The organism is Mycobacterium xenopi (assembly GCF_009936235.1).
Classification (GTDB): Bacteria; Actinomycetota; Actinomycetes; order Mycobacteriales; family Mycobacteriaceae; genus Mycobacterium; species Mycobacterium xenopi.
In genome coordinates, this window is sequence record NZ_AP022314.1 from 4,418,576 (window position 1) to 4,444,374 (window position 25,799).

24 protein-coding genes and 1 pseudogene are annotated in these 25,799 nt (G+C 66.8%); 10 read left to right on the forward strand and 15 right to left on the reverse strand.

Going from position 1 to position 25,799, the window contains the following annotated elements; translation table 11 throughout:
• Positions 1-58: 58 nt before the first annotated feature.
• The 3 genes from glnX to MYXE_RS21225 are packed head-to-tail and all read left to right on the forward strand — an operon-like array spanning position 59 to position 4,646.
• Positions 59-1,405, forward strand: a complete 1,347-nt coding sequence (glnX, locus tag MYXE_RS21215; RefSeq protein ID WP_085193146.1) for a protein kinase G-activating protein GlnX — start codon at positions 59-61, stop codon at positions 1,403-1,405.
• On the forward strand, positions 1,405-2,388 hold the full coding sequence (locus MYXE_RS21220; protein WP_085193257.1) for a glutamate ABC transporter substrate-binding protein: 984 nt from the start codon (positions 1,405-1,407) through the stop codon (positions 2,386-2,388). The genes glnX and MYXE_RS21220 overlap by 1 nt, the downstream gene beginning before the upstream one ends.
• Positions 2,388-4,646: a serine/threonine-protein kinase PknG gene (locus MYXE_RS21225; protein WP_085193147.1), complete on the forward strand. Its 2,259-nt coding sequence runs from the start codon at positions 2,388-2,390 to the stop codon at positions 4,644-4,646. The genes MYXE_RS21220 and MYXE_RS21225 overlap by 1 nt, the downstream gene beginning before the upstream one ends.
• A 7-nt stretch (positions 4,647-4,653) precedes the next feature.
• On the opposite strand, the gene MYXE_RS21230 is transcribed toward MYXE_RS21225, so the two are convergent.
• The 4 genes from MYXE_RS21230 to fgd are packed head-to-tail and all read right to left on the reverse strand — an operon-like array spanning position 4,654 to position 10,793.
• The gene (locus MYXE_RS21230) at positions 4,654-6,549 is read right to left on the reverse strand and encodes a serine/threonine-protein kinase PknD (RefSeq protein WP_085193148.1); all 1,896 of its coding nucleotides are present in this window, start codon (positions 6,547-6,549) and stop codon (positions 4,654-4,656) included.
• Entirely contained in the window at positions 6,542-7,708 is a 1,167-nt protein-coding gene (locus MYXE_RS21235) for an acetate kinase (protein ID WP_085193149.1), read from the reverse strand. Before MYXE_RS21235 ends, MYXE_RS21230 begins: the two co-directional genes overlap by 8 nt.
• A complete protein-coding gene (gene pta, locus MYXE_RS21240) occupies positions 7,701-9,776 on the reverse strand; it encodes a phosphate acetyltransferase (protein ID WP_085193150.1) in 2,076 nt (691 codons plus the stop codon). Before pta ends, MYXE_RS21235 begins: the two co-directional genes overlap by 8 nt.
• Before the next feature lie 6 nt (positions 9,777-9,782).
• A complete protein-coding gene (fgd, locus tag MYXE_RS21245) occupies positions 9,783-10,793 on the reverse strand; it encodes a glucose-6-phosphate dehydrogenase (coenzyme-F420) (protein WP_003923067.1) in 1,011 nt (336 codons plus the stop codon).
• A gap of 87 nt (positions 10,794-10,880) precedes the next feature.
• Here fgd and MYXE_RS21250 point away from each other — a divergent pair, with 87 nt between their 5' ends.
• Complete coding sequence (locus MYXE_RS21250; RefSeq protein WP_003923066.1) at positions 10,881-11,624, forward strand: MBL fold metallo-hydrolase; 744 nt, start codon at positions 10,881-10,883, stop codon at positions 11,622-11,624.
• 93 nt (positions 11,625-11,717) lie between these two features.
• A complete protein-coding gene (locus MYXE_RS21255) occupies positions 11,718-12,107 on the forward strand; it encodes a heme-binding protein (RefSeq protein ID WP_003923065.1) in 390 nt (129 codons plus the stop codon).
• A gap of 6 nt (positions 12,108-12,113) precedes the next feature.
• Here the strand turns inward: MYXE_RS21255 and MYXE_RS21260 are convergent.
• From MYXE_RS21260 to MYXE_RS21275, 4 genes and pseudogenes are all read right to left on the reverse strand, one after another.
• A pseudogene (locus tag MYXE_RS21260) lies at positions 12,114-12,498 on the reverse strand (LLM class flavin-dependent oxidoreductase); the annotation flags it as partial.
• On the reverse strand, positions 12,495-12,998 hold the full coding sequence (locus MYXE_RS21265) for a GNAT family N-acetyltransferase (protein ID WP_003923061.1): 504 nt from the start codon (positions 12,996-12,998) through the stop codon (positions 12,495-12,497). The gene MYXE_RS21265 and the pseudogene MYXE_RS21260, both read right to left, overlap by 4 nt.
• A gap of 18 nt (positions 12,999-13,016) precedes the next feature.
• Positions 13,017-13,943 carry an SAM-dependent methyltransferase gene (locus MYXE_RS21270; RefSeq protein WP_003923060.1) on the reverse strand — a complete coding sequence of 309 codons (927 nt, stop codon included), beginning with the start codon at positions 13,941-13,943 and terminating at the stop codon, positions 13,017-13,019.
• A complete protein-coding gene (locus tag MYXE_RS21275) occupies positions 13,930-14,316 on the reverse strand; it encodes a DUF3054 domain-containing protein (protein ID WP_161552133.1) in 387 nt (128 codons plus the stop codon). Before MYXE_RS21275 ends, MYXE_RS21270 begins: the two co-directional genes overlap by 14 nt.
• A gap of 85 nt (positions 14,317-14,401) precedes the next feature.
• Here MYXE_RS21275 and MYXE_RS21280 point away from each other — a divergent pair, with 85 nt between their 5' ends.
• From MYXE_RS21280 to MYXE_RS21295, 4 genes are read left to right on the forward strand one after another with little or no spacing between them, the layout of a single operon-like run.
• Positions 14,402-15,136 (forward strand): SDR family NAD(P)-dependent oxidoreductase, encoded by a 735-nt coding sequence (locus tag MYXE_RS21280; protein ID WP_003923058.1) that lies wholly within the window; start codon positions 14,402-14,404, stop codon positions 15,134-15,136.
• The gene (locus tag MYXE_RS21285; protein WP_085193151.1) at positions 15,133-16,302 is read left to right on the forward strand and encodes an acyl-CoA dehydrogenase; all 1,170 of its coding nucleotides are present in this window, start codon (positions 15,133-15,135) and stop codon (positions 16,300-16,302) included. The genes MYXE_RS21280 and MYXE_RS21285 overlap by 4 nt, the downstream gene beginning before the upstream one ends.
• Complete coding sequence (locus MYXE_RS21290; protein WP_085193152.1) at positions 16,299-17,456, forward strand: acyl-CoA dehydrogenase family protein; 1,158 nt, start codon at positions 16,299-16,301, stop codon at positions 17,454-17,456. Before MYXE_RS21285 ends, MYXE_RS21290 begins: the two co-directional genes overlap by 4 nt.
• Positions 17,456-18,103: a TetR/AcrR family transcriptional regulator gene (locus MYXE_RS21295; RefSeq protein WP_003923055.1), complete on the forward strand. Its 648-nt coding sequence runs from the start codon at positions 17,456-17,458 to the stop codon at positions 18,101-18,103. The genes MYXE_RS21290 and MYXE_RS21295 overlap by 1 nt, the downstream gene beginning before the upstream one ends.
• Before the next feature lie 20 nt (positions 18,104-18,123).
• Here MYXE_RS21295 and MYXE_RS21300 read toward each other — a convergent pair whose 3' ends face one another.
• From MYXE_RS21300 to MYXE_RS21320, 5 genes are all read right to left on the reverse strand, one after another.
• Positions 18,124-18,462, reverse strand: coding sequence for a hypothetical protein (locus MYXE_RS21300; RefSeq protein ID WP_172468602.1), 339 nt, complete (start codon positions 18,460-18,462; stop codon positions 18,124-18,126).
• A 47-nt stretch (positions 18,463-18,509) separates the two neighbouring features.
• Positions 18,510-19,772, reverse strand: coding sequence for an ATP-binding protein (locus tag MYXE_RS21305; protein WP_085193153.1), 1,263 nt, complete (start codon positions 19,770-19,772; stop codon positions 18,510-18,512).
• A gap of 244 nt (positions 19,773-20,016) precedes the next feature.
• The gene (locus MYXE_RS21310; protein ID WP_085193154.1) at positions 20,017-21,117 is read right to left on the reverse strand and encodes an HNH endonuclease signature motif containing protein; all 1,101 of its coding nucleotides are present in this window, start codon (positions 21,115-21,117) and stop codon (positions 20,017-20,019) included.
• Between the two features lie 79 nt (positions 21,118-21,196).
• Positions 21,197-21,670: an LGFP repeat-containing protein gene (locus MYXE_RS21315; RefSeq protein WP_112650219.1), complete on the reverse strand. Its 474-nt coding sequence runs from the start codon at positions 21,668-21,670 to the stop codon at positions 21,197-21,199.
• Positions 21,667-22,146: a hypothetical protein gene (locus MYXE_RS21320; RefSeq protein WP_085193155.1), complete on the reverse strand. Its 480-nt coding sequence runs from the start codon at positions 22,144-22,146 to the stop codon at positions 21,667-21,669. Before MYXE_RS21320 ends, MYXE_RS21315 begins: the two co-directional genes overlap by 4 nt.
• A gap of 81 nt (positions 22,147-22,227) precedes the next feature.
• Between MYXE_RS21320 and MYXE_RS21325 the strand changes: the two genes are divergently transcribed.
• Positions 22,228-22,881: a TetR/AcrR family transcriptional regulator gene (locus MYXE_RS21325; RefSeq protein WP_085193156.1), complete on the forward strand. Its 654-nt coding sequence runs from the start codon at positions 22,228-22,230 to the stop codon at positions 22,879-22,881.
• Between the two features lie 45 nt (positions 22,882-22,926).
• Here MYXE_RS21325 and cysC read toward each other — a convergent pair whose 3' ends face one another.
• Complete coding sequence (cysC, locus tag MYXE_RS21330; RefSeq protein ID WP_085193157.1) at positions 22,927-24,834, reverse strand: adenylyl-sulfate kinase; 1,908 nt, start codon at positions 24,832-24,834, stop codon at positions 22,927-22,929.
• Positions 24,834-25,778 carry a sulfate adenylyltransferase subunit CysD gene (gene cysD, locus MYXE_RS21335; RefSeq protein WP_003923048.1) on the reverse strand — a complete coding sequence of 315 codons (945 nt, stop codon included), beginning with the start codon at positions 25,776-25,778 and terminating at the stop codon, positions 24,834-24,836. The genes cysC and cysD overlap by 1 nt, the downstream gene beginning before the upstream one ends.
• Between the last annotated feature and the right edge of the window lie 21 nt (positions 25,779-25,799).

Here is a 25,799-nt window from a genome sequence, read left to right on the forward strand (position 1 = left end):
TAGAGTTCGTTTCAGTTCATTTTGGGATCGGCGCAGTGATGGTGGGGTCCGAACAGACGTGACCGTGGAGTTGGCGCATCCGTCGACCGAGCCGTTGGGGTCACGGTCGCCGACCGAACCGGCTCACCCGCGTTGGTGGTTCATCGCGACCACACCGGGCCGCATCCTCACCATCGGCATCATCTTGGCGGCGCTCGGCGGGGCCAGCGCATTCGCCACCTCGACCACCATCAACCATCGCCAGCACGCGCTGTCCACTGTGCTCAACCACACCGAGCCGCTGGCATTCGCCGCCGGGCGGCTCTACACCACGTTGTCGGTGGCCGACGCCGCAGCCGCGACCGCATTCATCGCCCAAGCCGAGCCGCGCACCGTGCGGCAGCGCTACGAGCAAGCGATCACCGACGCCGCAGTGGCGGTGACCCGGGCGTCGAGTGGGCTGACCGACGAGCCGCTGGGGAAGTGCGGTCGCGGCGAGTCGGCGGTGTTGCTGCTTGGCAGGATCAACGCCGAACTGGCCGTCTACACCGGGTTGATCGAGATCGCGCGCACCAACAACCGAGCCGGCAACCCGGTCGGCGCGTCGTATCTGTCGGAGGCTTCGGCGTTGATGCAGTCGACGATCCTGCCCGACGCGCAATGCCTTTACCAAGCGACTTCGGCGCGGGTGGATACCGAAACCACTGCCTCCACCCAGATTCCCGCGCCGGTGATCCTGGTCGTCGCCACGACGATCGTCTTCGGCGCGTACGCGCACCGCTGGTTGGCCCGGCGCACCAGGCGGCGGATCAACCCCGGTCTGATTGTCGGCGCGCTCGCGATCCTGGTTATGGTGGTTTGGGTGGGGACGGCGCTGACGATTTCCACGACCGGCAGCCGCAGCGCGAAAGACACTGCGGCAGAATCACTTAAGACCATCACGAATCTCGCGATCACCGCCCAGCAGGCGCGCGCCGACGAAACCCTGGCGCTGATCCGGCGCGGCGATGAAGAGGTCCGCAAACAGTCCTTCTACCAACGCATCGACAGCATGCATCAGCAGCTCGCGCAGTATCTGTCGCGACCCGATGCCGTCGACCGAAGCGACCTGCAAGGCGCCGACCAGTTGCTGGACCGATGGCGGCAGGCCAACGACCGGATCAACTCCTACATCGCGGTCGGCAACTACCGGGCCGCCACCGAGGTGGCGTTGGGCCGCGGCGAAGACGACTCCACCCCCGCGTTCGACAAGCTCGACGAGGCGCTGGGCAAGACCATGCAACAAAGTCGCGAGCAACTGCGCACCGACATCCTCAACGCGCGCCGCGGATTGTCCGGCGCCACCGTGGGCGCCGTGGTGCTGAGCCTGGGGGCCGCTATCGCGGTCGCCCTGGGCCTGTGGCCCCGGCTGAACGAGTACCGGTGATGACGCGTATGCCCACGATCCGGTCGCGGTGGACAGTCCTGGTGTTCGCCGCGGCAACCGTGCTGGCTGGCTGCGGCCAGCCGGCGCCGCAGGTGGTGGAGTCGGTGCCGACGTTGCCGCCGCCCACGCCGGCCGGTATGCAAGAGCTGCCGGTGCAGCCGCCGCTTCCGCGGACGAACTCCCACGACGACTGCGATCTCACCGCAAGCCTGCGCCCGTTTCCCACCAAAGCCGAAGCCGACGACGCGGTGGCCGGCATCCGCGCCCGCGGCCGGCTGATCGTCGGGCTCGACATCGGCAGCAACCTGTTCAGCTTCCGCGATCCGATCACCGGTGAGATCACCGGCTTCGACGTCGATATCGCCGGCGAGGTGGCCCGCGACATCTTCGGCACCCCATCCGCGGTCGAGTACCGGATCTTGGCGTCCGACGAACGGGTGACCGCGCTGCAGAAGTCACTGGTCGACATCGTCGTCAAAACCATGACGATCACGTGCGAGCGGCGCAAGCTGGTCAACTTCTCCACCGTGTATCTCGACGCCTACCAGCGCATCCTGGCTCCCCGCGATTCGGCGATCACCAAACCCGCCGACCTGCCGGGCAAGCGGGTCTGCGTGGCAAAGGGCACCACGTCGCTGCGGCGGATCCGAGAGATCGCGCCGCCACCGATCATCGTGTCCGTGGTGAACTGGGCCGACTGCCTGGTGACGTTGCAGCAGCGCCAGGTTGACGCCGTCAGCACCGACGACTCCATCCTGGCCGGCCTGGTGTCGCAGGATCCTTACCTGCACATCGTCGGGCCAAATATGGACACCCAGCCCTACGGCATCGGGATCAACCTCAACAACACCGGGCTGGTGCGGTTCGTCAACGGCACGCTGGAACGTATCCGCCGCGACGGCACCTGGAACACGTTGTACCGCAAGTGGTTAACGGTCTTGGGTCCGGCGCCGGCCCCGCCCGCCGCGAGGTATTTGGACTGATGGCCGACCCCAGGGACCGCGGACGCGAAGAGCAGGGCCTGCACGACGAGGGCCCCGGCACCCAGCCGGCCGACTCGGCCTCGATGCGGCGCGCGATGTCCACCCGCGCGATCTTCCGCCCCGAGTTCGACGACTCCGAGCGCACCTCTGTGCCCACGGTCGACATCGAGCCACCGCAGCGGTTGCCGACCACCGCGACGCGCACGGTCCCGCCAGTGCGAAAGCTGGGTGGCGGCCTGGTGGAAGTGCCCCGAGTGCCCTATACCGACCCGCTCGAAGCCTTGATGCAGAACCCGGTCGTGCCGGAGTCGCGGCGGTTCTGCTGGAACTGCGGCCGTCCGGTGGGTCGCTCCGGCCCGGACGGCAGGGCGGCCTCGGAGGGCTGGTGCCCGTATTGCGGAAGCCCGTATTCGTTTCTGCCGCAACTGAATCCGGGTGACATCGTCGCCGGCCAGTACGAGGTGAAGGGTTGCATCGCGCACGGCGGGCTGGGCTGGGTGTACCTGGCGTTCGACAAGAACGTCAACGACCGCCCGGTGGTGCTCAAAGGCCTGGTGCATTCCGGCGACGCCGAGGCGCAAAAGATGGCGATGGCCGAACGGCAGTTCCTGGCCGAGGTGGTGCACCCGTCGATCGTCCAGATCTTCAATTTCGTCCAGCACCCGGACCGCCACGGGGAACCGGTCGGCTACATCGTGATGGAGTATGTCGGCGGGCAGTCGCTCAAGCGGGCCAAGGGCGAGAAGCTTCCGGTCGCCGAGGCGATCGCCTACATCCTGGAAATCCTGCCCGCGCTCGGCTACCTGCATTCCATCGGCTTGGTCTACAACGACCTCAAGCCGGAGAACATCATGCTCACCGAGGAGCAGCTCAAGCTGATCGACCTCGGCGCGGTGTCGCGGATCAACTCGTTCGGCTACCTCTACGGCACCCCCGGCTATCAGGCCCCCGAGATTGTCCGGACCGGCCCGACGGTGGCCACCGACATCTACACGGTGGGACGCACCTTGGCGGCGTTGACGTTGAATCTGCCCACCCGCAACGGCCGCTACGTGGAAGGGCTGCCCGACGACGACCCGGTGCTGGCCAAATACGACTCGTTCGCCCGGCTGCTGCGTCGGGCCATCGACCCCGACCCGCGGCGGCGGTTCGCCAGCGCCGAAGAGATGTCCGGACAACTGATGGGCGTGCTGCGTGAGGTGGTCGCCCAGGACACCGGGGTGCCGCGGCCGGGCCTCTCCACGATCTTTTCCCGCTCGCGCTCCACGTTCGGTGTCGACCTGCTGGTCGCACACACCGACGTGTACCTCGACGGGCAGGTGCATTCGGAGAAGCTGACCGCCAAGGAGATCGTCACCGCCCTGCAAGTGCCGCTGGTCGATCCGGCCGACGTGGCCGCGCCGTTGCTGCAGGCCACCGTGCTGTCGCAGCCGGTGCAGACCCTGGATTCGTTGCGCGCGTTCCGCCACGGCTCCCTGGACGACGAGGGCATCGACTTGTCGGAGTCGGTCGAGCTGCCGCTGATGGAAGTGCGGGCGCTGCTAGACCTCGGCGACGTCGGCAACGCCACCCGCAAACTCGACGACCTCGCCGAACGGGTCGGCTGGCGGTGGCGGCTGGTGTGGTATCGGGCGGTGTCGGAGCTGCTGACCGGCGACTACGACTCGGCCATCCAGCATTTCACCGAGGTGCTGGACACCTTCCCCGGTGAACTGGCCCCCAAGATGGCGCTGGCGGCCACCCACGAACTGGCCGGCACCGGCGAGCAGGAGAAGTTCTACCGCACCGTCTGGCAAACCGACAATGGGGTGATCTCGGCGGCATTCGGCTTGGCCAGGGCACTGCTGGCCGCAGGCGACCGGGCCGGCGCGGTGCGCACCCTCGACGAAGTGCCAGCCACCTCAAGGCATTTCACCACAGCGCGACTGACCAGCGCGGTGACGCTGTTGTCGGCGCGTTCGCGGAAAGAGATCACCGAGGAGGAGATCCGCGACGCCGCACGACGGGTGGAGGCGCTGCCGCCCACCGAACCGCGGGTGCTGCAAATCCGCGCGCTGGTGCTGGGCACCGCGATGGACTGGCTGGAAAATCACGAGGCCAGCACCAATCACATCCTCGGTTACCCGTTCACCAGGCACGGACTGCGCCTTGGGGTCGAGGCGTCGCTGCGCAGCCTGGCGCGCGTCGCCCCCACCCAGGCACACCGTTACACCTTGGTCGACATGGCCAACCGGGTGCGGCCCACAAGCACGTTCTAGCGGCTGGTCAGCTCGCCACCAGTTTGACCACTTGATCGTTGCCGTAGTCGGTGACGTAGATGCTGCCGTCCTTGTCCACCGCCACACCTTCGGTGTAGCTGAGGTCGGGAACCTGCAGCACGACCTGCTTGGTCGCGCCGGCCGTCAACCTCAGCACCCGGCTGCCGTCGGTGACGTAGAGGCTGTCCGACGCATCCACCGCCAACCCGGACGGATCTTTCAGGCCGGTGAACGGCAGCACCGTCTGACTGGTGTCGCCGGCCGCCAACTTCAGCACCCGATTGTTGCCGGTGTCGGCAACGTAGACGCTGCCCTCCTTGTCCACCGCGACACCCTTGGGACGCTCGAGGTCGGCGAACGGCAGCACCGTCTGACTGGTCGACCCGGCCGCCAACTTCACCACCCGATCGTTGCCGGTATCCACGACGTACACGCTGCCCGACGCATCGACCGCCAAACCCTCCGGTCGGTTGAGGCCGGTGAACGGCAGCACGGTCTGGCTGCCAGCGCCGCCGGGCAGCTTGACCACCCGATCGTTGTCGGTGTCGCCCACGTAGACGCTGGCGTCCTTGTCCACCGCCAATCCGTACGGTTCCTTCAGGCCGGTGAACGGCAACACGGTCTGCGTCGTCGACCCGGTGGCCAGCTTCATCACCCGATCGTTTTCGACGTTGGAAACGTAGACGCCACCCGCCGAATCGACCGCCACTCCCTCCGGTCCGGTCAGACCGGTGAACGGCAGCACCGTTTTTCGATAAGCGGTCGGCGCGGGTTTGGTCGGCCCGGACGGTTGCGCGGACGTGTTGGAGGCAAGCCGCCACACGACGATGCCGGCCGCGGCCAAGACCAGCACCGCCACCACCGCGAGGGCCAAGGGCAGCAGCTTCCAACGCTGCCAGGCTGGCGCGGCGAACTCGTCCGGGTAGGAATCGGCGTAGAAGTCGGGGTAGGAGTCGGCGTAGGACTCCGGGTACGAATCCAGGTCGGGCACCTGCTCGGCGGGACGCTCCGGCGGGCGCCGTCGCGCGGCTACCGCAGCGAGGTCGCTGGCCCGGCCCACCATGGTGGGCTGGTCACCAAGCGTTTGCGCCTTGAGCGCATCGCGGGCTGCGCGCGCAAGGTCGCCAGCAGTGGCGAACCGGTGCCGTGGATCCTTCGCCATCCCACGCGCGATCACCGCGTCGAAGTGCGATGAAATAGCTTGTGGCCGTATGCGACTCGGCTTCGGCGGTGCCGCTGTCAGGTGCGCCTTGATGACCTGGCCTACCGTGGCTGCAGCCGGGAATGGCCGCTCTCCAGTGAGCAGCTCGCTCAGCACGCAGGCAAGCGAATACACGTCGGCGCGGCTGCTCGGCGGCTGGTTGTCGAACCGCTCGGGCGCCGTGTAGGCATAGGTGCCCGCGGTGGGTCGCGGTGCGCTCAGTTCTGGGTCGGCGACGCCGAAGCCGAGCAGGTAGGCGGCATCGTCGGCGGTGACCAGGATGTTCTCCGGCCTGACGTCGCGATGGATCAGCCGATGACCGCGCACCGCATCCAGGGCCGCGGCGACCTGCTCGACGATCGCCACCGCCCGCTCGGGGTTCATCGGCCCAAACGTCGTCAGCAGCGACCGCAGCGTCTGGCCCGCGATCAACGGGGTGACGAAATAGCACGCGCCGCCGACCTCGCCCCAATCCTGGACCCGCATGAGGTGCGGTCCAGCCAGCCGCGCCACGACGGGCAACTCGGCGGCGAACCGCTGACGGTCCACGCTGGGCGGCAACAGGGTAAGCGCAACCGCGTGGTCGTCGGTTGTGTCGACGGCGTCGTAGACACGGCCCACGCCGGTCTGGCAGACGGTCGCCCGTATCTGGTAGCGCCCGAACCGCGTCCCGACCCGTTCGTCAGGGGCCGTCTCACCCATCGTGTGCCCTTGCCTCGAGTGCGGTTAGGCAGTCGCGGGCGATGGCCAGCTCTTCGTTGGTGGGGACCACCAGCACGCTGACCGGTGAGTCGTCCGTGGAAATCCGCCGCGCGCCGCTGCTTTCCGTGGTGTTGCGATGCTCGTCGAGCTTGATGCCAAGGTCCGCCATCCCGCTCAGCGCGTCGCGGCGCACCGTCGCGGCGTTTTCACCGATGCCGGCCGTGAAGGTCACCACATCGGTGTGGCCCAGCACCGCGAGGTAGGCGCCGATGTACTTACGCAACCGGTGGATGAACACGTCGTAGGCCAACTGGGCTGCGGTGTCGCCGGATTCGATCATTTTACGCAATCGGCGAAAGTCGAGCTCACCGGCGATTCCGAGCACGCCGGAGCGGTGGTTGAGCATCGACTCGATCTGGTCGACTTCCATGTTCGCCGTTCGCCACAGATAGCCGACGATGCCGGGGTCGATGTCACCGCTGCGGGTGCCCATAACCAGGCCCTCCATCGGAGTCAACCCCATCGACGTGTCGACCGGGCGACCACCGGTAATCGCCGAAGCCGAGGAGCCGTTACCTAAATGCAGCACAATCTGATTCAAGGTGTTCAGCGGCCTGCCCAAGAACGCGGCAGCCTGCTCGCTGACATATTGGTGTGACGTTCCATGGAACCCGTAGCGCCGGATATTCCATTTTTCGGCCAGTTCCCGGTCAATGGCATACGTCGCGGCGGCCGCGGGCAGGTCGTGAAAAAACGCGGTGTCGAACACCGCCACATGCGGCACCTCGGGCAGCATCCTGCGCGCCACTTCGATCCCTTGCACCGCGGGTGGGTTGTGCAGCGGCGCCAACGGCGCCAAGTCCTTGAGCTTGGCCACCAGAGAGTCGTCGACAACGGTAGGGCGATAGAACGTCGTCCCACCGTGCACCACGCGGTGGCCGACCGCGGCCAGGCCGCAGGTTTTCAGGTCGATGCCGGTTTGTGCGAACCGGTCGAACGCGCAACGCAGCGCCGCCTCGTGGTCGGCGACCGGCGACGAGCGCTCCCCGATCTGCTCGACAATGCCCGTTTCCCGGGAGGTTCCTGAAATAGGCTCAATCAGCTGGTATTTCAGCGACGACGAGCCGGAGTTGATCACCAGCACCAGAGGCTCAGCCATGTGCTTGTTGTGCCTGGATCGCGGTAATGGCGACGGTGTTGACGATGTCTTCGACCAGCGCGCCGCGGGACAGGTCGTTGACCGGTTTGTTCAGCCCCTGCAGCACCGGACCGATCGCGATGGCACCGGCGCTGCGCTGCACTGCCTTGTAGGTGTTGTTGCCGGTGTTGAGGTCGGGAAAGATCAACACAGTCGCGCGGCCGGCGACCTGCGACTCGTGCATCTTGGTGGCCGCCACCGAGGGGTCCACGGCGGCGTCGTATTGGATGGGTCCTTCGACCAGCAGGTCAGGTGCGCGGCTTCGCACCAATTGCGTTGCGGTCCTGACCTTGTCGACGTCGGCACCGGTGCCGGATTCGCCCGTGGAATACGACAGCATGGCCACCCGCGGTTCGATGCCGAACTGTGCAGCGGTGCGTGCGGAGCTGATCGCGATATCGGCGAGCTGCTCGGGTGTCGGGTCCGGCACGATCGCGCAGTCCCCATATGCCAGCACGCGATCCGGTAGGCACATCAGGAAGATGCTGGACACGGTGGAGACGCCCGGCGCGGTCCGGATGATCTCGAAGGCCGGCCGCACGGTGTGTGCGGTGGTGTGCGCGGCACCCGACACCATACCGTCGACATGGCCGTTGTGGACCAGCATGGTGCCGAAATACGACACGTCGTGCATGATCTCGCGGGCATGCTCGACGGTAACACCCCTGTCTTTGCGAAGCTCCGCATACTGGGCGGCAAATTGGGCGCACAACTCGCTGGTGCGTGGGTCGATCACCGCTGCCTCGTCGATGTCAACACCGAGTTCAGCTGCTCGAGAACGGATTTGGCTCTCGTCGCCGAGAATGGTCAGGTCGGCAACACCACGCTGTAGCACTCGACCGGCGGCTTTGAGGATGCGATCGTCGTCGCCTTCGGGCAGCACGATGTGCTTGCGGTCTGCGCGGGCCCGTTCGCGCAGCCGATAGGTGAACATCTGTGGCGTGGTCACCGTCGGTATCGGGATAGCCAACTGCGCCAATAGATCCGAGATATCTACGTGACTCTCCATCAGCTGCAGCGCAGTGTCGATCTTGCGCTGCGAGCCGACCGTGACCCTGCCGCGCGCCGATGCCACCGCACTGGCTGTGTCGAAGGTGCGTAGCGCGGTAGCGATCAGCGGCAGGCGCAGCCGAAGTCCGGCCACCAACGCCGCGATCGAGGGATGCAGCTCAAACCCGCCGTTGAGGATGATGCACGACAGTGACGGAAAGCCGTCGGCGGCATGGGCGCTGGCGACCGCCAGCACAACGTCGGAGCGGTCACCCGGGGTGATTACCGCAGCGCCTTCGGAAAGCCGTTCCAGCACATGCTCGGCGATCATCCCGGCGACGACCACACCCATCACTTCACGGCCCATCAGCGCGGGATCACCGCTGAGCAGACGGCCGTTCACGACGCGCTGTAGGTCGGCCACCGTGGGTGCCACCAGCACCGGCTCGTCGGGCAGCACGTAGGTCCGCGGGGTTAGCCCGGCCAGCGACTTGGTCAACCTCTCTTGGAAAACCGAAAGCTGCGCGGGTTCGCAACGGTTGGCCACCACCGCCACCAGGTGGGCGCGCTGCTCGGCCAACTCGGCCCGCGAGACCTCGACCACATGCGCGACATCGTCGGCGCTGCGGCCCTTGGCCCGCACCACCAGCAGCACCGGCGCGCCGAGGTTGACCGCAATGCGCGCGTTGACGGACAACTCCGCGGGGCTGGTGACGTCGGTGTAGTCGCTGCCGACGATGACCACCGCGTCGCACTGGTCAGCCACGCCGTGGTAGCGCTCGACGATGTCGGCGATCGCGGCGTCGCGGTCAGCGTGCAGCTGCTGGTACGTCACGCCGACGCAACGCTCATATGGCAAGCCGGCGCTGGCATGCGCCAGCAGCAGTTCCAGAATGTAGTCGCGGTCTTCGCCGAGGCGCGTAATCGGCCGGAACACACCGACTTTGGGCGCGGTCGCGGTCAGCCGGTGCAGTATTCCCAGCGCGATCGTCGACTTGCCGGTGTCGCCCTCCGGCGCGGCGATGTAGATGCTGGGCATGCCCGCTCAGGCCAGCCGCCGCAGCCTCGGCGCGAGATCGGTTTCGAACAGCCGCAGGAAACGCCGCTGGTCGTGACCCGGCGCATGAAACACCAGGTGGTTGAGGCCGTAGTCGAGGTAGGCCCGCACCTGTTCGACGGCTTCGTCGGGATCCGAAGCGACGATCCAGCGCTTGGCGACCTGTTCGATCGGCAGCGCGTCGGCCGCCTTCTCCATCTCGATCGGGTCGTCGATGCTGTGTTTTTGCTCGGCGGTCAGCGACAGCGGCGCCCAGAACCGGGTGTTCTCCAGCGCCAGCTCGGGATCGGGGTCGTAGGAGATCTTGATCTCGATCATCTTGTCGATGTCGTCGAGGTTGCGATCGGCGGCCGCCGCGCCCTCCTGCACGGCCGGGATCAGCTTGTCCCGGTACAGCTCCTCGCCCTTGCCGGAAGTGCAGATGAACCCGTCGCCGGCCCGTCCGGCGTATTTGGCCACCGCCGGGCCGCCCGCGGCGACGTAGATCGGCACCCCGCCCTCGGGGACGTCGTAGATCGACGCGCCCTTGAGGTGGTAGTAGTCGCCGTCGAAGTCCACCCGGTCCCCGCGCCACAGCTCGCGCATCAGCCGCACCGCTTCGCGCAGCCGGGCGAACCGCTCCTTGAACTCCGGCCAGGCGCCCTCGTAGCCGGTGGCGATCTCGTTGAGCGCCTCCCCGGTGCCCACCCCGAGGAAAACCCGGCCCGGATACAGGCAGGCCATGGTGGCGAACGCCTGGGCGACGACGGCCGGGTTGTACCGGAATGTCGGGGTGAGCACCGAGGTGCCCAGTTGGATGCGCTCGGTGCGCTCACCGACCGCGGTCATCCAGGACAACGAGAACGGGGCGTGCCCGCCCTTGTGCCGCCATGGCTGAAAGTGGTCGCTGACCGTGGCGCTGTCCATGCCGTGGGCTTCGGCGGCGACCCCGAGCTCGACGAGCTCTCGCGGCCCGAATTGTTCCGCCGACGCCTTGTATCCGAGTTTGAGTGCAGCCACCCGTCTTTTCTACTCCGTTGCCTTTGGGTGACCCGCCGCGCCCGGCGGCACCGGGTTCGCGATCGCTTGCTGGCTAAGCTCGCAGACATGGCACCGGTGCTCCAAAACGTCACCGAGGCAGTGCACCTTGTGCGGGGGGAAGCGGTCAACTGGCTTGTGGTCCGCGCCGACAGCGGGGTCATGCTGATCGACTCCGGCTATCCCGGCAACCGCGACGACGTACTGGCCTCGCTGCGCCAGCTCGGCCACGAGCCGCGCGACGTGCTGGCGATATTGCTGACCCACGCCCACATCGACCACCTGGGCACGGCGATCTGGTTCGCCGAACAGCACGGCACGCCGGTGTATTGCCACGCTGACGAAGTGGGACACGCCAAACGCGAGTACCTGCAGCAAGCCTCGCCGGTCGATGTCGCCCTGCGTGTGTGGCGGCCTCGCTGGGCGATGTGGGCCGCGCACGTGGTGCGAAGCGGCGGCCTGATCCGCGACGGCATCCCGAGCGCGCAACCGTTGACCGCAGACATCGCCGCCCAGCTGCCCGGCCGCCCGATGGCCATCCCCACCCCGGGGCACACCAGCGGGCACTGCTCGTATGTGGTCGACGGGGTGCTGGCCAGCGGCGACGCCCTGGTCACCGGGCACCCGCTATTGCGCCGCAGCGGGCCACAATTGCTCCCGGCGGTGTTCAGCCACAACCAAGACGATTGCGTCCGCAGCCTGGCCGCCCTGGCGCTGCTGGAGACCGAGATCCTGGCACCCGGGCACGGTGACCTGTGGCGCGGCCCGATCCGGGAAGCCACCGAGCGGGCCGCGGCACTGGCGCGTCAGTGACCGCGGCTGACGTGTTCGCGTACGTTGGACGACGGGGCGGATTCGGGCATCTACCCACCATTTCCACTGTGCAACCCGAAGGAACACCTACGAATGAAATCGAGTGGCAAAACCCTGCGCCGGCGCGTCACCGGCGCCTGCTTGCTGGGCAGTGCGGCTGCGACGATGATCGTGGCGCCGACGGCGACCGCAGCGCCCGACTGCAGTCCTGCTGCGGTGAACAACACCGTTAGTTCGGCGACGGGCACGGCTCGCCAATACCTCGACGCCCACCCGGACGCCAACGACGCGGTGACGTCAGCGTTCAGCAAGCCCCGGCCGCAGGCGGCGGCGGATCTGCGGGGCTACTTCACCGCCCACCCGCAGCAGTACTACGACCTGCGAGGCATCCTCGCGCCGATCGGTGACACGCAGCGTCAGTGCAACACACAGGTGCTGTCACCGGAGCTGCAGTCGGCCTACGACGAATTCATGGCCGGTTAACCCCGCGTCACGGATCACCGCGTCGTCTTCCCAGCTGTCCCACAGCGTGCGCACGACTTCGACGAAATCTTCTGCCTCGTCGAATAATTCGTCAACATCCGATGATCCGTCGCGCCGGCCGAATAGCGCCGCCTCATGTGCGGTCGCGCTGACGGCGGGTTGTCGGCGCGATGCGCGCGGCAACCAGCACGACGTGCGCGCGCCCGGCGAGCCGGCGCGGGTCGATTGCCTCGCGCCGTCCGGGTTGGGCCATCAGGGTGTCATCGATGGTGAGAAAGTCCAGCAGCCCTCGCTACGCGGTGGCCGGATCGGCGGCCAGCGTCGCCCGCCAGGCTTGCGGATGCCACCCATAACCGTCGAGCGCGACGCCCAGGTGTAGCTGGCCGGTCACCGCAGCCACTTCTCGAACGCGATCGGACGAAACGGCCCCCAGGCCGGTAGCGGCTCGTCGAGACGCGTGTAGCCGGCGGCGTGATACAGCGCCTCGGCCTCGGGCTGACGGTTGCCGGTGACCAGGTACACCCGCCGGTATCCCCGCGCCGCGGTCTGCGCCTCCAGCTCGGCCAGCAGCGCCGCCGCATAGCCGCGGCGGCGGTGCGCTCGGCCGGTCCAGATCCTCTTGAATTCGGCGGTGTGGGCGTCGTAGCGCCGAAATGCCCCACCGGTCACCGGGGCCCCGTCGAGCACACCGATGACCAGCCCGCCGTCCGGCGCTGCCAGCTCGGCGGACGGAACCCGCAGCCAGGTCAGATGGGTCTGCGGCGTGCCGCCGTACCGCTGCGCGTATTCGGCGGCCAACTCGGTCAGCAGCGGCTGCGCCAGCGGATCATCCTGGTCGGCCAACACGAACCGCAACCGGCCCGGGGTGATGGGCTGCAGGGGTCGCGACATCATTGAACTGTCTAACGTCTACGGGCTCGCCACATTCCGGGCTTGCCCGGTAAACACCGCGGTGACGTAAAGGCTTGACACCGGCGCGTCGGCCCGCTCGCCGCGCCGCAGCCCGGGCAGACCGGTCGCGACGCACACATCGGCCAACGTGGTGTCGACCGTCTCCCAGCCCCGTGCCGCCAGGTATGCAGCGACGTGGTCGTGTTCGCCGGGGAAGGTTAGTTCACTCATGTCGATGTCCAGGCCGTGTTCTTGCCACCGGGCGGCCAGGGCGGCCTCGTGGCGGGCCTGCATTTGGCTTGGGCCGTGATCGGCGGCGAACCGGCTACCGGCGGCGCTGAGCGCGGTGACGTTGTCCAGCAACCGATTCTGCGCTTCCGGCGGCAAGAACCCGATAAGCAGGCCTTCGGCGAGCCAGGCGCTGGGTTGGTTGGCGTCGAAGCCGACCCGACGCAGCGCCGCGGGCCAGTCCTGCCGCAGATCGACGCCGACCGCGCGGCGTCTCGCCGTCGGGGTGGCGCCCAGGGAGCGCAAGGTCTGGGTTTTGAACTCGATCACGTCGGGCTGGTCGAGTTCGTACACCGTGGTGCCCGGCGGCCACCACAGCCGGTACGGGCGGGCATCTAGGCCCGAGGCCAGGATCACCACTTGGCGGATGCCGGCGATTCCGGCGTCGGCGCAAAAGCCGTCGAAAAACCGGGTGCGCACCGCGAACAGGTCGGTCATCGTCCCGAACACGAAATCGTCGCCGAGGTCGACCATGTCAAGCTCGCCGGCGGCTAACCGGATGAAGAAATCGACGCCGACGGCCCGCACCAACAGCTCGGCGAACGGATCGTTGATCAGCCCGCGCTTGGTGGCCACGGCCCGGGCAGTGGCCACCATCGTTGCGGTGGCCCCGACGCTGGTGGCCGGGTCCCAGGTGTCGTTGTCAGTTCGCGCCATCTCGCCCCTTCGACGCGCCGCGGCGACCCTGTAACGTCGCCGCGACCGCCGCCCGCCAGCCGAGCAGCAGCGCCGCAGTCAGCGACCCCGCGACCGCCACGAAACCGAGGGCCACACTCGATCCGGTGGCCTTGCGCAACAGCATCCCGACCCCCACCGTGCACAGCCACACGGCCACCCCGGTCGGGACCAGAGCGGCGGGGCGTCGCCAGCCCGCCGACACCAGCCAGCCGACCACGGTCCCGCTCAGAAACGGCCAGGCCGTCGTCACCACGCCCGCCGCGCTGAGTCCTTCGTCGTGGCTGCGGCGTCCGAGCGCGCAGAACAGCAGCACACACAGCACGTCGACGCCCAGCCAGCCAGCACGCACCATGCCGTGACAGTACCTGCCACCTTGATCCCGCCCGGCCAATGAATGTAGGTTCGTCCGAAATGAATCCTGATTCACCCAAGTACACATGACCGCCAAGCTCGCACTGGTGACCGGCGCCGGCTCGGGGATCGGCAAAGCGATCGCGCTCGGCTTCGCCGCCCAAGGCGACCGGGTCGTCGCCGCCGACATCGACGGGGCGGCCGCCGAGGCCACGGCCAAAGAGCGGCCCGAGTTGATCACCGCGCTGCCGGTAGACGTGGCCGACCGTGCGCAAGTGGACACGTTGCGAGACCGGACCCACGCCGAGGTTGGCGTACCCAACGTGGTGGTCAACGCCGCGGGCTGGGATCGAAGTCATCAATTCCTGGACGCCACAACGGAATTCACCGAGAAGGTGGTCGCAATCAACTATCTCGGGCCGGTGTACGTCTGCAGCGCGTTCCTGCCCGGCATGATCGAGGCGGGAGGCGGCGGGCGGGTGATCAACCTGGCCAGCGACGCCGGCCGGGTCGGCAGCGCGGGCGAAACCATCTACGCCGGCGCCAAGGGCGGTGTCATCGCGTTCACCAAGTCGCTGGCCCGGGAGATGGCGCGACACCACATCACGGTCAACTGCGTGTGCCCCGGCCCGACCGACACCCCACTATTTGCAGCAATGCCCGAGAAGCTGAGAGATGCTTTGATCAAGGCGATTCCGTTCCGGCGGTTGGCGCGCCCCGAGGAGGTCGCGGCCCCGGTGCTGTTCTTCGCTTCGGATGCCGCGTCGTTCATCACTGGCCAGGTGGTCAGTGTCAGCGGCGGCCTTACCATGGCCGGATGACAAGCTTCCACCCATCCGATCCACTGAGCCTGGATGCGTCGCTGTCCAGCGACGAGCTCGCAGTGCGCGACACGGTCCGTGAATTCTGCGCCGAGCATGTCGCTCCCAACGTCGCCGAGTGGTTCGAGATAGGTGACCTGCCGGTGCGCGCGCTCGCGAAAGGCTTCGGCGAGCTGGGCCTGCTCGGCATGCACCTGAAGGGCTACGGCTGCGGCGGGGCGTCGGCGGTGCACTACGGATTGGCCTGCCTGGAGCTGGAGGCCGCCGATTCGGGAATCCGGTCGCTGGTGTCGGTGCAGGGCTCGCTGGCGATGTTCGCGATCTGGAACTACGGCTCCGAGGAGCAGAAGCAGCAGTGGCTGCCCGGCATGGCGGCCGGCGAACTGCTCGGCTGCTTCGGCTTGACCGAACCCGACGTGGGATCTGACCCGGCGGCGATGAAAACCCGTGCGCAACAGGATGGTTCGGACTGGGTGCTCAACGGCCGCAAGATGTGGATCACTAACGGCTCGGTCGCCGACGTCGCCATCGTGTGGGCGACCACCGACGACGGCATCCGCGGCTTCATCGTGCCGACCAACACGCCCGGCTTTACCGCGAACACGATCCACCACAAGCTCTCGCTGCGGGCCTCGATCACCAGCGAGCTCGTGCTCGACGACGTGCGAGTGCCGCAGGATGCCTTGCTGCCCAAGGCGATCGGCCTGCGTGGGCCGCTGGCCTGTCTGTCGGAGGCACGCTACGGAATCATCTGGGGGGCGATGGGCGCAGCCCGCTCGGCCTGGCAGTCCGCATTGGATTACGCTACCCAGCGCACGCAGTTCGGTCGTCCGATCGCCGGATTCCAGCTGACGCAGGCCAAACTCGTCGACATGGCGGTCGAACTGCACAAAGGGCAGCTGCTGGCGTTGCATCTGGGTCGGCTCAAAGACAGTGTCGGGTTGCGGCCCGAGCAGATCAGTTTCGGCAAACTCAACAACACCCGCGAGGCCATCGAGATTTGCCGCACCGCTCGAACCATTCTGGGCGGCAATGGAATATCGCTGGAGTACCCGGTGATCCGTCATATGGTCAACCTGGAGTCGGTGCTGACCTATGAGGGCACAGCGGAGATGCACCAGCTGGTGCTGGGCCAGGCGCTCACCGGTCTGGATGCCTTCCGATGAGCGCGCTGACCTACACCTCTGAGCACCAGCAGTTCCGGGAACTGGTCCGCGATTTCGTGCGACAGACCGTGCTACCGGCACACGAGGACTGGGAACGCGCCGGGTGCTGGGACCGATCGCTGTTCACCGAGGCCGGGAAGCTGGGCCTGCTGGGCTTCCCGGTGCCCGAGGAGTTCGGCGGCCCCGGAGTCGACGACTTTCGCTACCACGCGATCCTGATCGAGGAGCTCCAGCGGGCCGGCGCGGCGGCCGAGGCGGTCGCGTTCTCGCTGCAAAACGACATCGTGTTGCCCTACCTCGTCGACTTGACGACCGAGGCGCAGAAGCGTCGTTGGCTGCCCGGTGTGGTAACCGGCGAGACGGTGCTCGGCATCGCGATGACCGAGCCCGGCGCCGGCAGCGATCTGGCCGGGATTCGCACCACTGCGGTGCGCAGATCTGATTCAAAAGGCGACCACTACGTCGTCAACGGCGCGAAAACGTTTATTTCCAACGGGCAAACCGGTGACTTGTTCGTCGTCGCGGTGCGCACCGGGCCGGACCGGCACAAGGGGCTGTCGCTGCTGGTTGTCGACGCCGAAACACCGGGTTTTGTCCGCGGTCGCAATCTGGAGAAGATCGGCCTGCACGCCCAGGACACCAGCGAGCTGACCTTCACCGACATGCGGGTGCCTGTCGACAACCTTCTCGAGGAAGAGGGCAAAGGCTTTTACCAGTTGATGAACAACCTACCGCAGGAACGGCTTTCGCTGGCGGTTGGCGCGGTCGGCGCCGCGGAAGGTGTCCTGGCCGAGACCCTGGAATATGTCCGCCAGCGTCAGGCTTTCGGCGCCCCGATCGCAAGTTTGCAGAACACCCAGTTCGTACTCGCCGAGTTGGCCACCGAAATAGATATTGCGCGAACATATCTCGACGACTGTATCGCGGAACACCTGCACAGTGGGCTCACCGCGGCCCGGGCGGCCCGGCTGAAATGGTGGACGACCGAGCTACAGGTGCGCACCGCTGACCGTTGCCTGCAACTGCACGGCGGCTACGGCTACATGCGCGAATACCCGGTGTCGAGGGCGTTCGTCGACGCCCGCATCCAAACCATCTACGGCGGGACCACAGAGATCATGAAGACCATCATCGCCAAAGACCTCGGTCTGTGATGAAAGTTCATTTCGGCGACTACGCGGACCTTCCCGTCGAGGAGGCCGTGCGCGCGGCCCGGGCCAACTCGCGGCGCCGCCAGGTGCTCGACGCCGCGGTCAAGGTCATGAGCAAGACCGGGTTTCACCAGATGTCCATGCAGGACCTGGCCAGTGAAGCAAACGTCAGCGTCGGCTTGATTTACAAGTATTTCGGCGGTAAGGAGGATCTGCTGCTGGCGACGATCGTGCGGATCCAGGAGGCATTCCGCGATCAGCTCGCCCCGGTCATGGAAGCCGCCGGTGAAAATCCCGTCGAGCAGTTGGCCGCCGGCATCCGGCGCTACATCGAGATCGTCGACGAAAACCTGGATGCAGTGGTGCTGACCTACCGCGAGAGCCGCACCCTCGACGCGGCCGGCCGCGCCCAGATCAAGGAATTCGAAATCGCCACCGCCGCCCCGCTGCGCTCTGCGATCGAGGCCGGCATCGCCGAAGGCGTATTCCGCGACGTCGACGTCGACCTGATGGCGTTCGACATCATGTTGCTTGCGCACGGATGGGCGTTGAAACATTGGCATTTCGGGCCGATCTACAGCCTCGACTCCTACATCCGCCTACAGACTCGCCATGTGCTCGCCGCGCTGGGCGTTGACCCGAACGGCTGATCCGACGACCGGGTGCCGCGTCAAAACGGCGGCGGCTCGTCGTCGGGTGGCGCGAGGCCGGACCGGGCCTTTTCACGGAGTTGACGTGCCTGGCGATTGTGCTTGCGCTGTCTGGCAATGTAATTGGCCCGGTTTTGGGCGCGGGTGCGTCGCCGCTTGGGCACGATCACGCCGCGATCACTACACCGATCGGTGCGCGTCGATGGCGGCGGTTCCAGGTCTGCGGTGGGCACGCACAGGCTGGGAAACAGCAGCGCGCTTCCCGGCGCGGTGACATAACTCTGCCCCGACGGAGCCGTCCAGATCACTGTGCCATCCGGTAGCTGTTTGTCGTGCCAACCCCAAAACGTCTTCAGCAAATGATGAACGCGGCAAAGGCATTTGAGGTTGGTGACAAGTCGGGAAGCTACCCCCTGGCGGACCAGAGGGCGTCGATGGGGACGGCTGCGAGCCGGTCGCCGAATGGCTGGGCTTGTGGACCGGTGTGGAGGATGAGGCCGCCGGCGAAGCGTGTGCCGACTCTGTCGCGGAGTCGGGTGATCCAGCGGGTGTCTTTGCTTCGGAGGGTTGCCGCCGACTTGATCTCGATCGCGGCGATGAGGCCGTCGGCGGTTTCCAGTATCAGGTCTACCTCGGCGCCGTCTCGATCGCGGTAGTGGAACAGTCGAGGGGTCTGTTGTGACCATCCGAGTTGCCGCCGGAGTTCTGAGATCACGAAAGTTTCGATGATGGCCCCTGCTGCGTCGGGGTTGGCATTCGGCCCGGCTCCAGTAGGTGAGACGTTGACGAGGCGAGCGGCCAGTCCGGAATCGAGGAGGAGGACTTTCGGTCGATCGACGACCCGTTTGGAAAGGTTGGTCGACCATGCGGGTATGCGATCGATGAGATACAGGGTCTTGAGGAGATCGAGGTAGGGCGGCAGGGTGCGCACGGGGATCTCGGCGTCAGCGGCCAAGGAACTCAGGTTGAGCTCGGATGCACTGCGTGCGGCCAGGAGTCGGATGAGCCGCGGCAGGTCGGCGATGCGTTGGAGATTGGAGACGTCCAATGCGTCGCGTTTGACGATGCGGTCGACGTAGTTATCCAGCCATGCATTTCGGCGTCTGGTTGACGTCCGGTTGACAGCCTCGGGGTAGCTGCCGGTACAGGCGCGGGTGAGATAGTCATGACGGGTCAGGTCGCTTTCGTGACCAAGGAAGAGATCGCCGGCGAACAGCCGGTCGATGAAGGCCTCAGTAACTCCGGCGAGTTCGCCTTGGCTAAATCCGAACAGTTCGAGGCTCTCAGCCCTGCCGGCGAGGCTGTCCTCGGTCGCTGGGAGCTGCAAGAGATTGGCGGATCCGGTGAGCAGATACTGGCCCGGCCGCTGGTCGGCGTCAACGGTGGCCTTGAGCGCAAGGACCAGTTCTGGGGCCCGTTGCACTTCGTCGATCGTGAGTAGTCCGTCGGGGAACTGGCGAACGAAACTGTGGGGATCTGTGGCCGCTGCCGTTCGGGTCACGTCATCGTCGAGGGTGACTAAACGCCCGCCGCGGTGGCGTGTGATCTCGGTCGCCAGCGTGGACTTGCCAACCTGTCGCGCGCCCTGAACGACAACAATTCGCGTGTCGGCCAGCGCCTCTTCAACCCTCGGACGCAGGTTTCGAGCGACACGGTGCGGCACATTCACTGCGACAGCATATCCAAGAGGTCGCCGATCCGCGATAGCTACATCGCCGATTCGCGATATCTATTTCGCCGATCCGCGGGATATACGGTCGCCGATCCGCGGGATATACGGTCGCCGGAGCCGGTGCCCTCGCAGCGGGGCGTCAGGACTTGAATCGCCAGCAGGCCCACTGGTACGGGCTACCTCACATGTCGTGAACAACACCCCATGCCCTCGACAATGCCCTCACCAGTTGTTTTGCCGATCAGATGCAACTGAAGCGGCAGAGCAACATGTCCTTCGACGCGTGTGTGGGTCCACCGTCGGCGTAGGGGATCGTATGGTCGATATCACAGCGCAGCGCGGGACGATCACAACCGGGGAAGCGACACGTCAAATCTCGGCACCGCACGAAATCGGCCAGCCCGCGCGAGGGAGCGTAGCCAGCCTCGGGTGCGACGTCGGCAGGATGAATCAGCGGCCGCAGCTTGGCCGTGCGTGCCAACTCAGTGACCATCTCGGGTGGGATGAGCCCGTCGGCGCCGATCATCGAACCTGGGGTTGGTGCCCTGCAATCAAGGCTGGCTTGCTCGGCGATCATATGAACCACCACCGCGCTTGGCGGCGCCGCAGCGACGGCGGGGCAATCGGGCCGCCTACAGCGACATGCCAACCGTTCCGCCCCGGCAGCAAGCGCACCCATCGCGTCGGCGCGGCGCTGCTTGCGAGTGCGCGGATCGCGGTCGCAGACCGTGTCCGCCAACACATCCAGGCGGGCATCCACCGCGTGGGCGTCGGTGGACACCAGGCGCCCGAACACCTCGGCCAGTCCGCTGCCGGCATCCCAGATGCAAAACTCCCGATCCTCGTAACGGTCACGGCGTCGGCGCACCGCGTCGCGATCGGCACGGGCCACGATCTGATCCGCGTAAGCGCCCAACCGGCCTTGCGTCAGCGCGTGCCACCGCGGGATCCGGACCGCCAGCTGGGCATCCACCGCTGCCATGACGTCGTCGTCGATGAGCAATTCGGTGCGGTAGACGATCGTTTGAAACGTGCGGTAGTCGATGTCCCCCGCCACCAGCAGCGCCCCCACCCGCGGCAACCGCAACCGCAGCGCCGGCGAATAGTAGAGGTAACTGGCCGCGAGGGCCGGGGCGATCCCCAGCGCCGCGCCAATTTCGGCGCTGAGTGCCTCCTGCGTGTCGGTCAGCCAGGTCTCGCGCTCGCCGACCTCGCGCGACCGCAGCACATCGAGTTCGCCGATGATAGTCAGCCGCTGCCCGACCGCCCGGTTCTCCGCGCGCACCGCCGCGGCCATACGCTGCACCAACACCGCGGTGGTGCGGCCCCGGCTATCGAACATAGGTGCGACTATAGCGCCGTCCACTGACGAGAGGCCCAAGCCCAACCGCGCACCTGTGGATAACGCGCGGCCCAGCAACCTAGGGCTGCGTTTGGACCTGCGTTTTGCCGTTGGTGTAGGTGATGGTGCCGTGCTGAAAGGTCTGCTGCCAGCCGCTGGGGATGTCCTGCTGGTCGGAGGTCGGGTAGCCCAGTGGCCCGCCCGGGCCACCGTAGTCGTGTTTCCAGGTGTCACGGATGGCACCCATCACGATGTGTGCACCGGTTTGCGGGGTCCAGTAGATACCGCCGCCTTCGAATCTGGTGTAACGGCCACCGCCCGGGCCGGGTTGCTCATTGCTGATCGGCGACCCTAGCGGGCTATTCGACGCCCCGACCTCGTTGTACTTCTCCAGGATCGCGCCTTGCACCAGGAATTTGCCGGCAGTGGCCGCGAACCATTGGGTGGTGATGCCGGCCGCGCTGGTTGGACTGCTCGGGCTTGCCGTGCTCGAGCAGCCGGCCGCGACGATCCCGGCGATCACCATCGCTAGGGCCAGGCGGCTAGCGGTCATGTCGGCTTCTGCTGTGGGATAGCGGATCGGGTGCCACGGGCCGGGGTGCGCCGGCCTCCGGGCAGGCGGTCGACGAAGCGGCCCAGCCGGGCAACGGTGTTGTCGAGTGGGTCGACGATTTCGGTGAGTCGCTGCAAGGTGGGCAAGATCTGTGCCACCGACTGGATTTCACCGGTGAGGCGTTCAGCCTGCGTGTCGATGCCCTGCGCAGCTTTGGTCAGGCCGGTGATTTCCCGAGCGATCTCGGCCGAGTTGCGGTCAATACCCTTCGCGCTTTTGCTTAAGTCGGCGAGGTTGTCCGCGATGAACTGCGCCGCCCGGCGCAGCTCGGCGATATCGTCGAGGGCCCGGTCGGCGCGGTCGATTAGCCGCGCCAGCGCAATGGCCCGCCGCACGGTCAGCTGAGCGGACTGCGCCGTCCAGGCAACCACCGACCGCGGGTCCGCCAGCGCGAGCTGCGTGGATCCCTGGGCCATTGCGCTATCTCCTTCGGTGCAATAGAACGCGACCGTAGCATTACCGGCACGGCAATACAACGCTGTCGTAAAATTGTGGCCATGCCCGTGCAGGAGCGCCCCCGCCGCAAGTACGCACCGCGGCTCTCCCGCGAGGCACGCCGGGCTCAGCTGTTGGATACCGCGTTGGACGTGCTCGCCAGCTGCGAGCTGCATGAGCTCGCCATGGAAACCGTCGCCGCAGCCGCCGGAATTGCAAAACCCGTCCTGTACACCGTCTTTCGGACTAGGGCTGAATTGGTGGGCGAGCTATTGCATCGCGAGCACCAACGCGGCATCGCCCAAATCAGCGCCACGCTGCCCACCGATCTCACCACGCTGGGCCCGGCCGAAGCCTACATTGCTTCGATCACGGCTTTTCTGCAGGCGGTGCTCGCCAACCCCACGCGGTGGCGACTGATCCTCACCGTTCCCGACAGCGCCCCCCGCGCCTACCGCGACTCACTGCGTCGCACCCGTTCGGCGATCCTGGCCCAAGCCGAAGACCTAGCGCGCGCCGGGACCGCTCTGATGCCGCAGCTGGCCGACGTCGATCCGCACCTGCTCGCCCACACGCTGCTGTCGTTCGCCGAGATGCTGGGACGCCTCGCCGTTCGCCATCCCGACACCTACCCGCGCGAACGCCTCGAGAAGTTCGCCGCCAGCTTGATGGGATTGCTGGGCCGCACCACCGCGGAAGTACACAGCGCGCGTTGATCCCACACCAACACCGTCCATCTACTGAGCCCCACGAAATCTGGCTCACCGGGGCGGCCGCGGGCTTCGCTCGTTGAGCAGATCGATGACCTGTGCGGCGAGTTCATCGATGTCTGCGTTGGTGGTGTCGAGCACGAGGTCCGGGTGATCCGGTGGCTCGTAGGGCGCGTCCACACCGGTCAGACCGGAAAGCTGGCCGCTGCGGGCGCGCGCGTAGAGGCCTTTGGGGTCGCGTTTTTCGCACTCGGCCAGCGGGGTGGCGACGTAGACCTCGATGAACGGCAGTTTCGCCGCGTCATTTAGCGCGCGGGCGATCTCGCGGTCCGACTTCAGCGGTGACACCAGCGACGCCAGCGCCACCACGCCCGCGTCGGCGAGTAGCCGGGTCAAATGCCCTACCCGCCTGATGTTTTCAGCGCGGTCGCCGGGCGAGAAACCCAGGTCGTCGGACAAGCCGTGGCGCAGGTTGTCGCCGTCGAGCAGGTAGGCCACCCGCCCCGATTCGACGAGCGCGCGCTCCACCGCCACCGCGATCGTCGACTTGCCGGAGGCGGGCAGCCCGGTGAACCAGATCGTCGCACCTGGCTGCCCGGTGGCCCGCCACCGGTAACCGCGGTCCAGCGACGACGGATGCCAGCGGATGTCGGTGCGCAGATGCGCGCCCGGCTTGACCTCCCGCGCCTCCAGGATGGTGCCGGCGCCGACGGTGTCGTTGGTGGACTCGTCGATCAGGATGAACGCGCCGGTATCCCGGTTGTCGGCGTAGGCGTCGGCGATGACGACCGAACTAGTCCGCAAGGTCACGGTGCCGATATCGTTGAGCGCCAACTCAACTGGGCTGTCTAGCTCGTCGAGCGTTTCGGGATCGACCCGGGAGTGCAGCTCCTGCACGGTTGCCCGCACGGTCTTGGTGGTCTGCTTGAGGGCCAGCCGGTCGCCTGCGCGCAGCGGGGTGTCGACGAACCAGCACACCGTGGCATCGAGCTCGCGGGCCAGCACCGGGCGGACCGCGTGGGCGGCACCGCTGATCAGCACATCGCCACGGCCCACGTCGATGTCGTCGGCCAGCTCGATCGAAACCGACAGCGGCGCAACTGCCGTCGTGCGCTCGTTGTCGAGGGTATCGAGCGAGGTCACCGTCGAACGGCTACCGGCCGGCAGCGATACTACCGGGTCGCCGACGCTGAGCGTGCCCGCTGCGAGCCGCCCGGTATAGCGGCGGCGGATCTCGGCGGTGGGCCGCGATACCCACTGCACCGGCAGCCGCAGCCGTGAGGCTTCGGCTTGCGGTGCCGCCAATTCGACGCTTTCCAGATATTCCAGCAGCGTGGGCCCGCCATACCACGGCGTGCGCCCGGAGCGGTGCACGACGTTGTCGCCGTGCTTGGCCGCGATCGGGATCACGGTGATGTCCGCGCCGCCGAGGCGGGCCGCCATTTGGCGCAGCTGATCCTCCACCTCGGTGAACCGCGCCTGTGCAAAGCCGATCAAGTCCATCTTGTTCACCGTTGCCACAAGATGCTTGATGCCCAACAAGTTTGCGATCCAGGCGTGCCTGCGGGTCTGGCGCAGCACCCCGGCGCGCGCGTCGACCAGCAGGATCGCCACATGCGCGTTGGAGGCGCCGGTGAACATGTTGCGGGTGTAGCGTTCGTGGCCCGGCGTGTCGGCCAAGATGTAGCTGCGGGTGTCGGTGGAAAAGAACCGGTACGCGACGTCGATCGTGATGCCTTGCTCACGTTCGGCGCGTAGACCGTCGGAAAGCGCTGCCAGGTCTGCGATGCCGTCTTCGCCGGTGACGGCTTCCAGGTGGTCCAGTGGCAGGCTGTCGGTGTCGTGCAGCAACCGGCCGATCAGGGTGCTTTTGCCGTCGTCGACCGAACCAGCCGTGGCGATGCGCAGCAGCTGGCGCGTTATGCCCTTGGGCGGCAGGGTTTTCTCGGCGCTTGACATCAGAAGTAGCCCTCGCGCTTGCGGTCTTCCATCGCAGCGGCCGAGGTGCGGTCGTCGGCGCGCGTTTCGCCGCGTTCGGACACCGTCGCCGCCGAGATCTCGGCGATCACCCCGCTGATGTCGGTGGCGCGCGAGCGCACCGCTCCGGTGATGGTCAGATCACCGACGGTGCGGTAGCGCACCCATTCCACCGCGGCGTGTTCACCATCGCCGGGTTTGGCGTACTCCGAGACCGCCAACAGGATGCCGTCGCGTTCGAAGACCTCGCGTTGGTGCGCGAAGTAGATCGACGGCAGCTCAAGGTTTTCCAGCTGGATGTAACGCCACACGTCGAGCTCGGTCCAGTTGCTCAGCGGGAACACCCGCACCTGTTCGCCCTTCCTGATCCGGCCGTTGTACAGCGACCACGGCTCGGGCCGCTGGGCACGGGGATCCCACTGGCCGAATTCGTCGCGGAAACTCAAAATCCGTTCCTTGGCGCGGGCACGTTCCTCGTCGCGGCGGGCACCGCCGAACGCGGCGTCGAAGCCGCCGGCTTCCAGCGCGTCGAGCAGGGTGCGGGTCTGCGCCCGGTTGCGCGACGCCCCGGGGCCGGGGTCGGGCACCCGGCCGCTGTCGATGGATTCCTGTACCGAGGCGACGATCAGCTTGTGCCCGTGGCCGGTGACCCTGCGGTCCCGGAACTCGATCACCTCAGGAAAGTTGTGACCGGTGTCGACATGCATCACCGGAAAGGGCAGCGGTAATGGCCGAAACGCCTTCTCCGCCAAGCGAAGTAACACGATCGAGTCCTTGCCGGCGGAGAACAGCAGCACCGGACGCTCCAGCTCGGCGACTACCTCGCGGATGATGTGCACCGCCTCGGCTTCCAGCAGCCGCAATTCGTCGACGCGGCGCGCGTCACTTCGCACCGATTGCGGCGCGGCTTGCAGGCTGTTCGGCATCAAGAAAGACTAACCGGACCC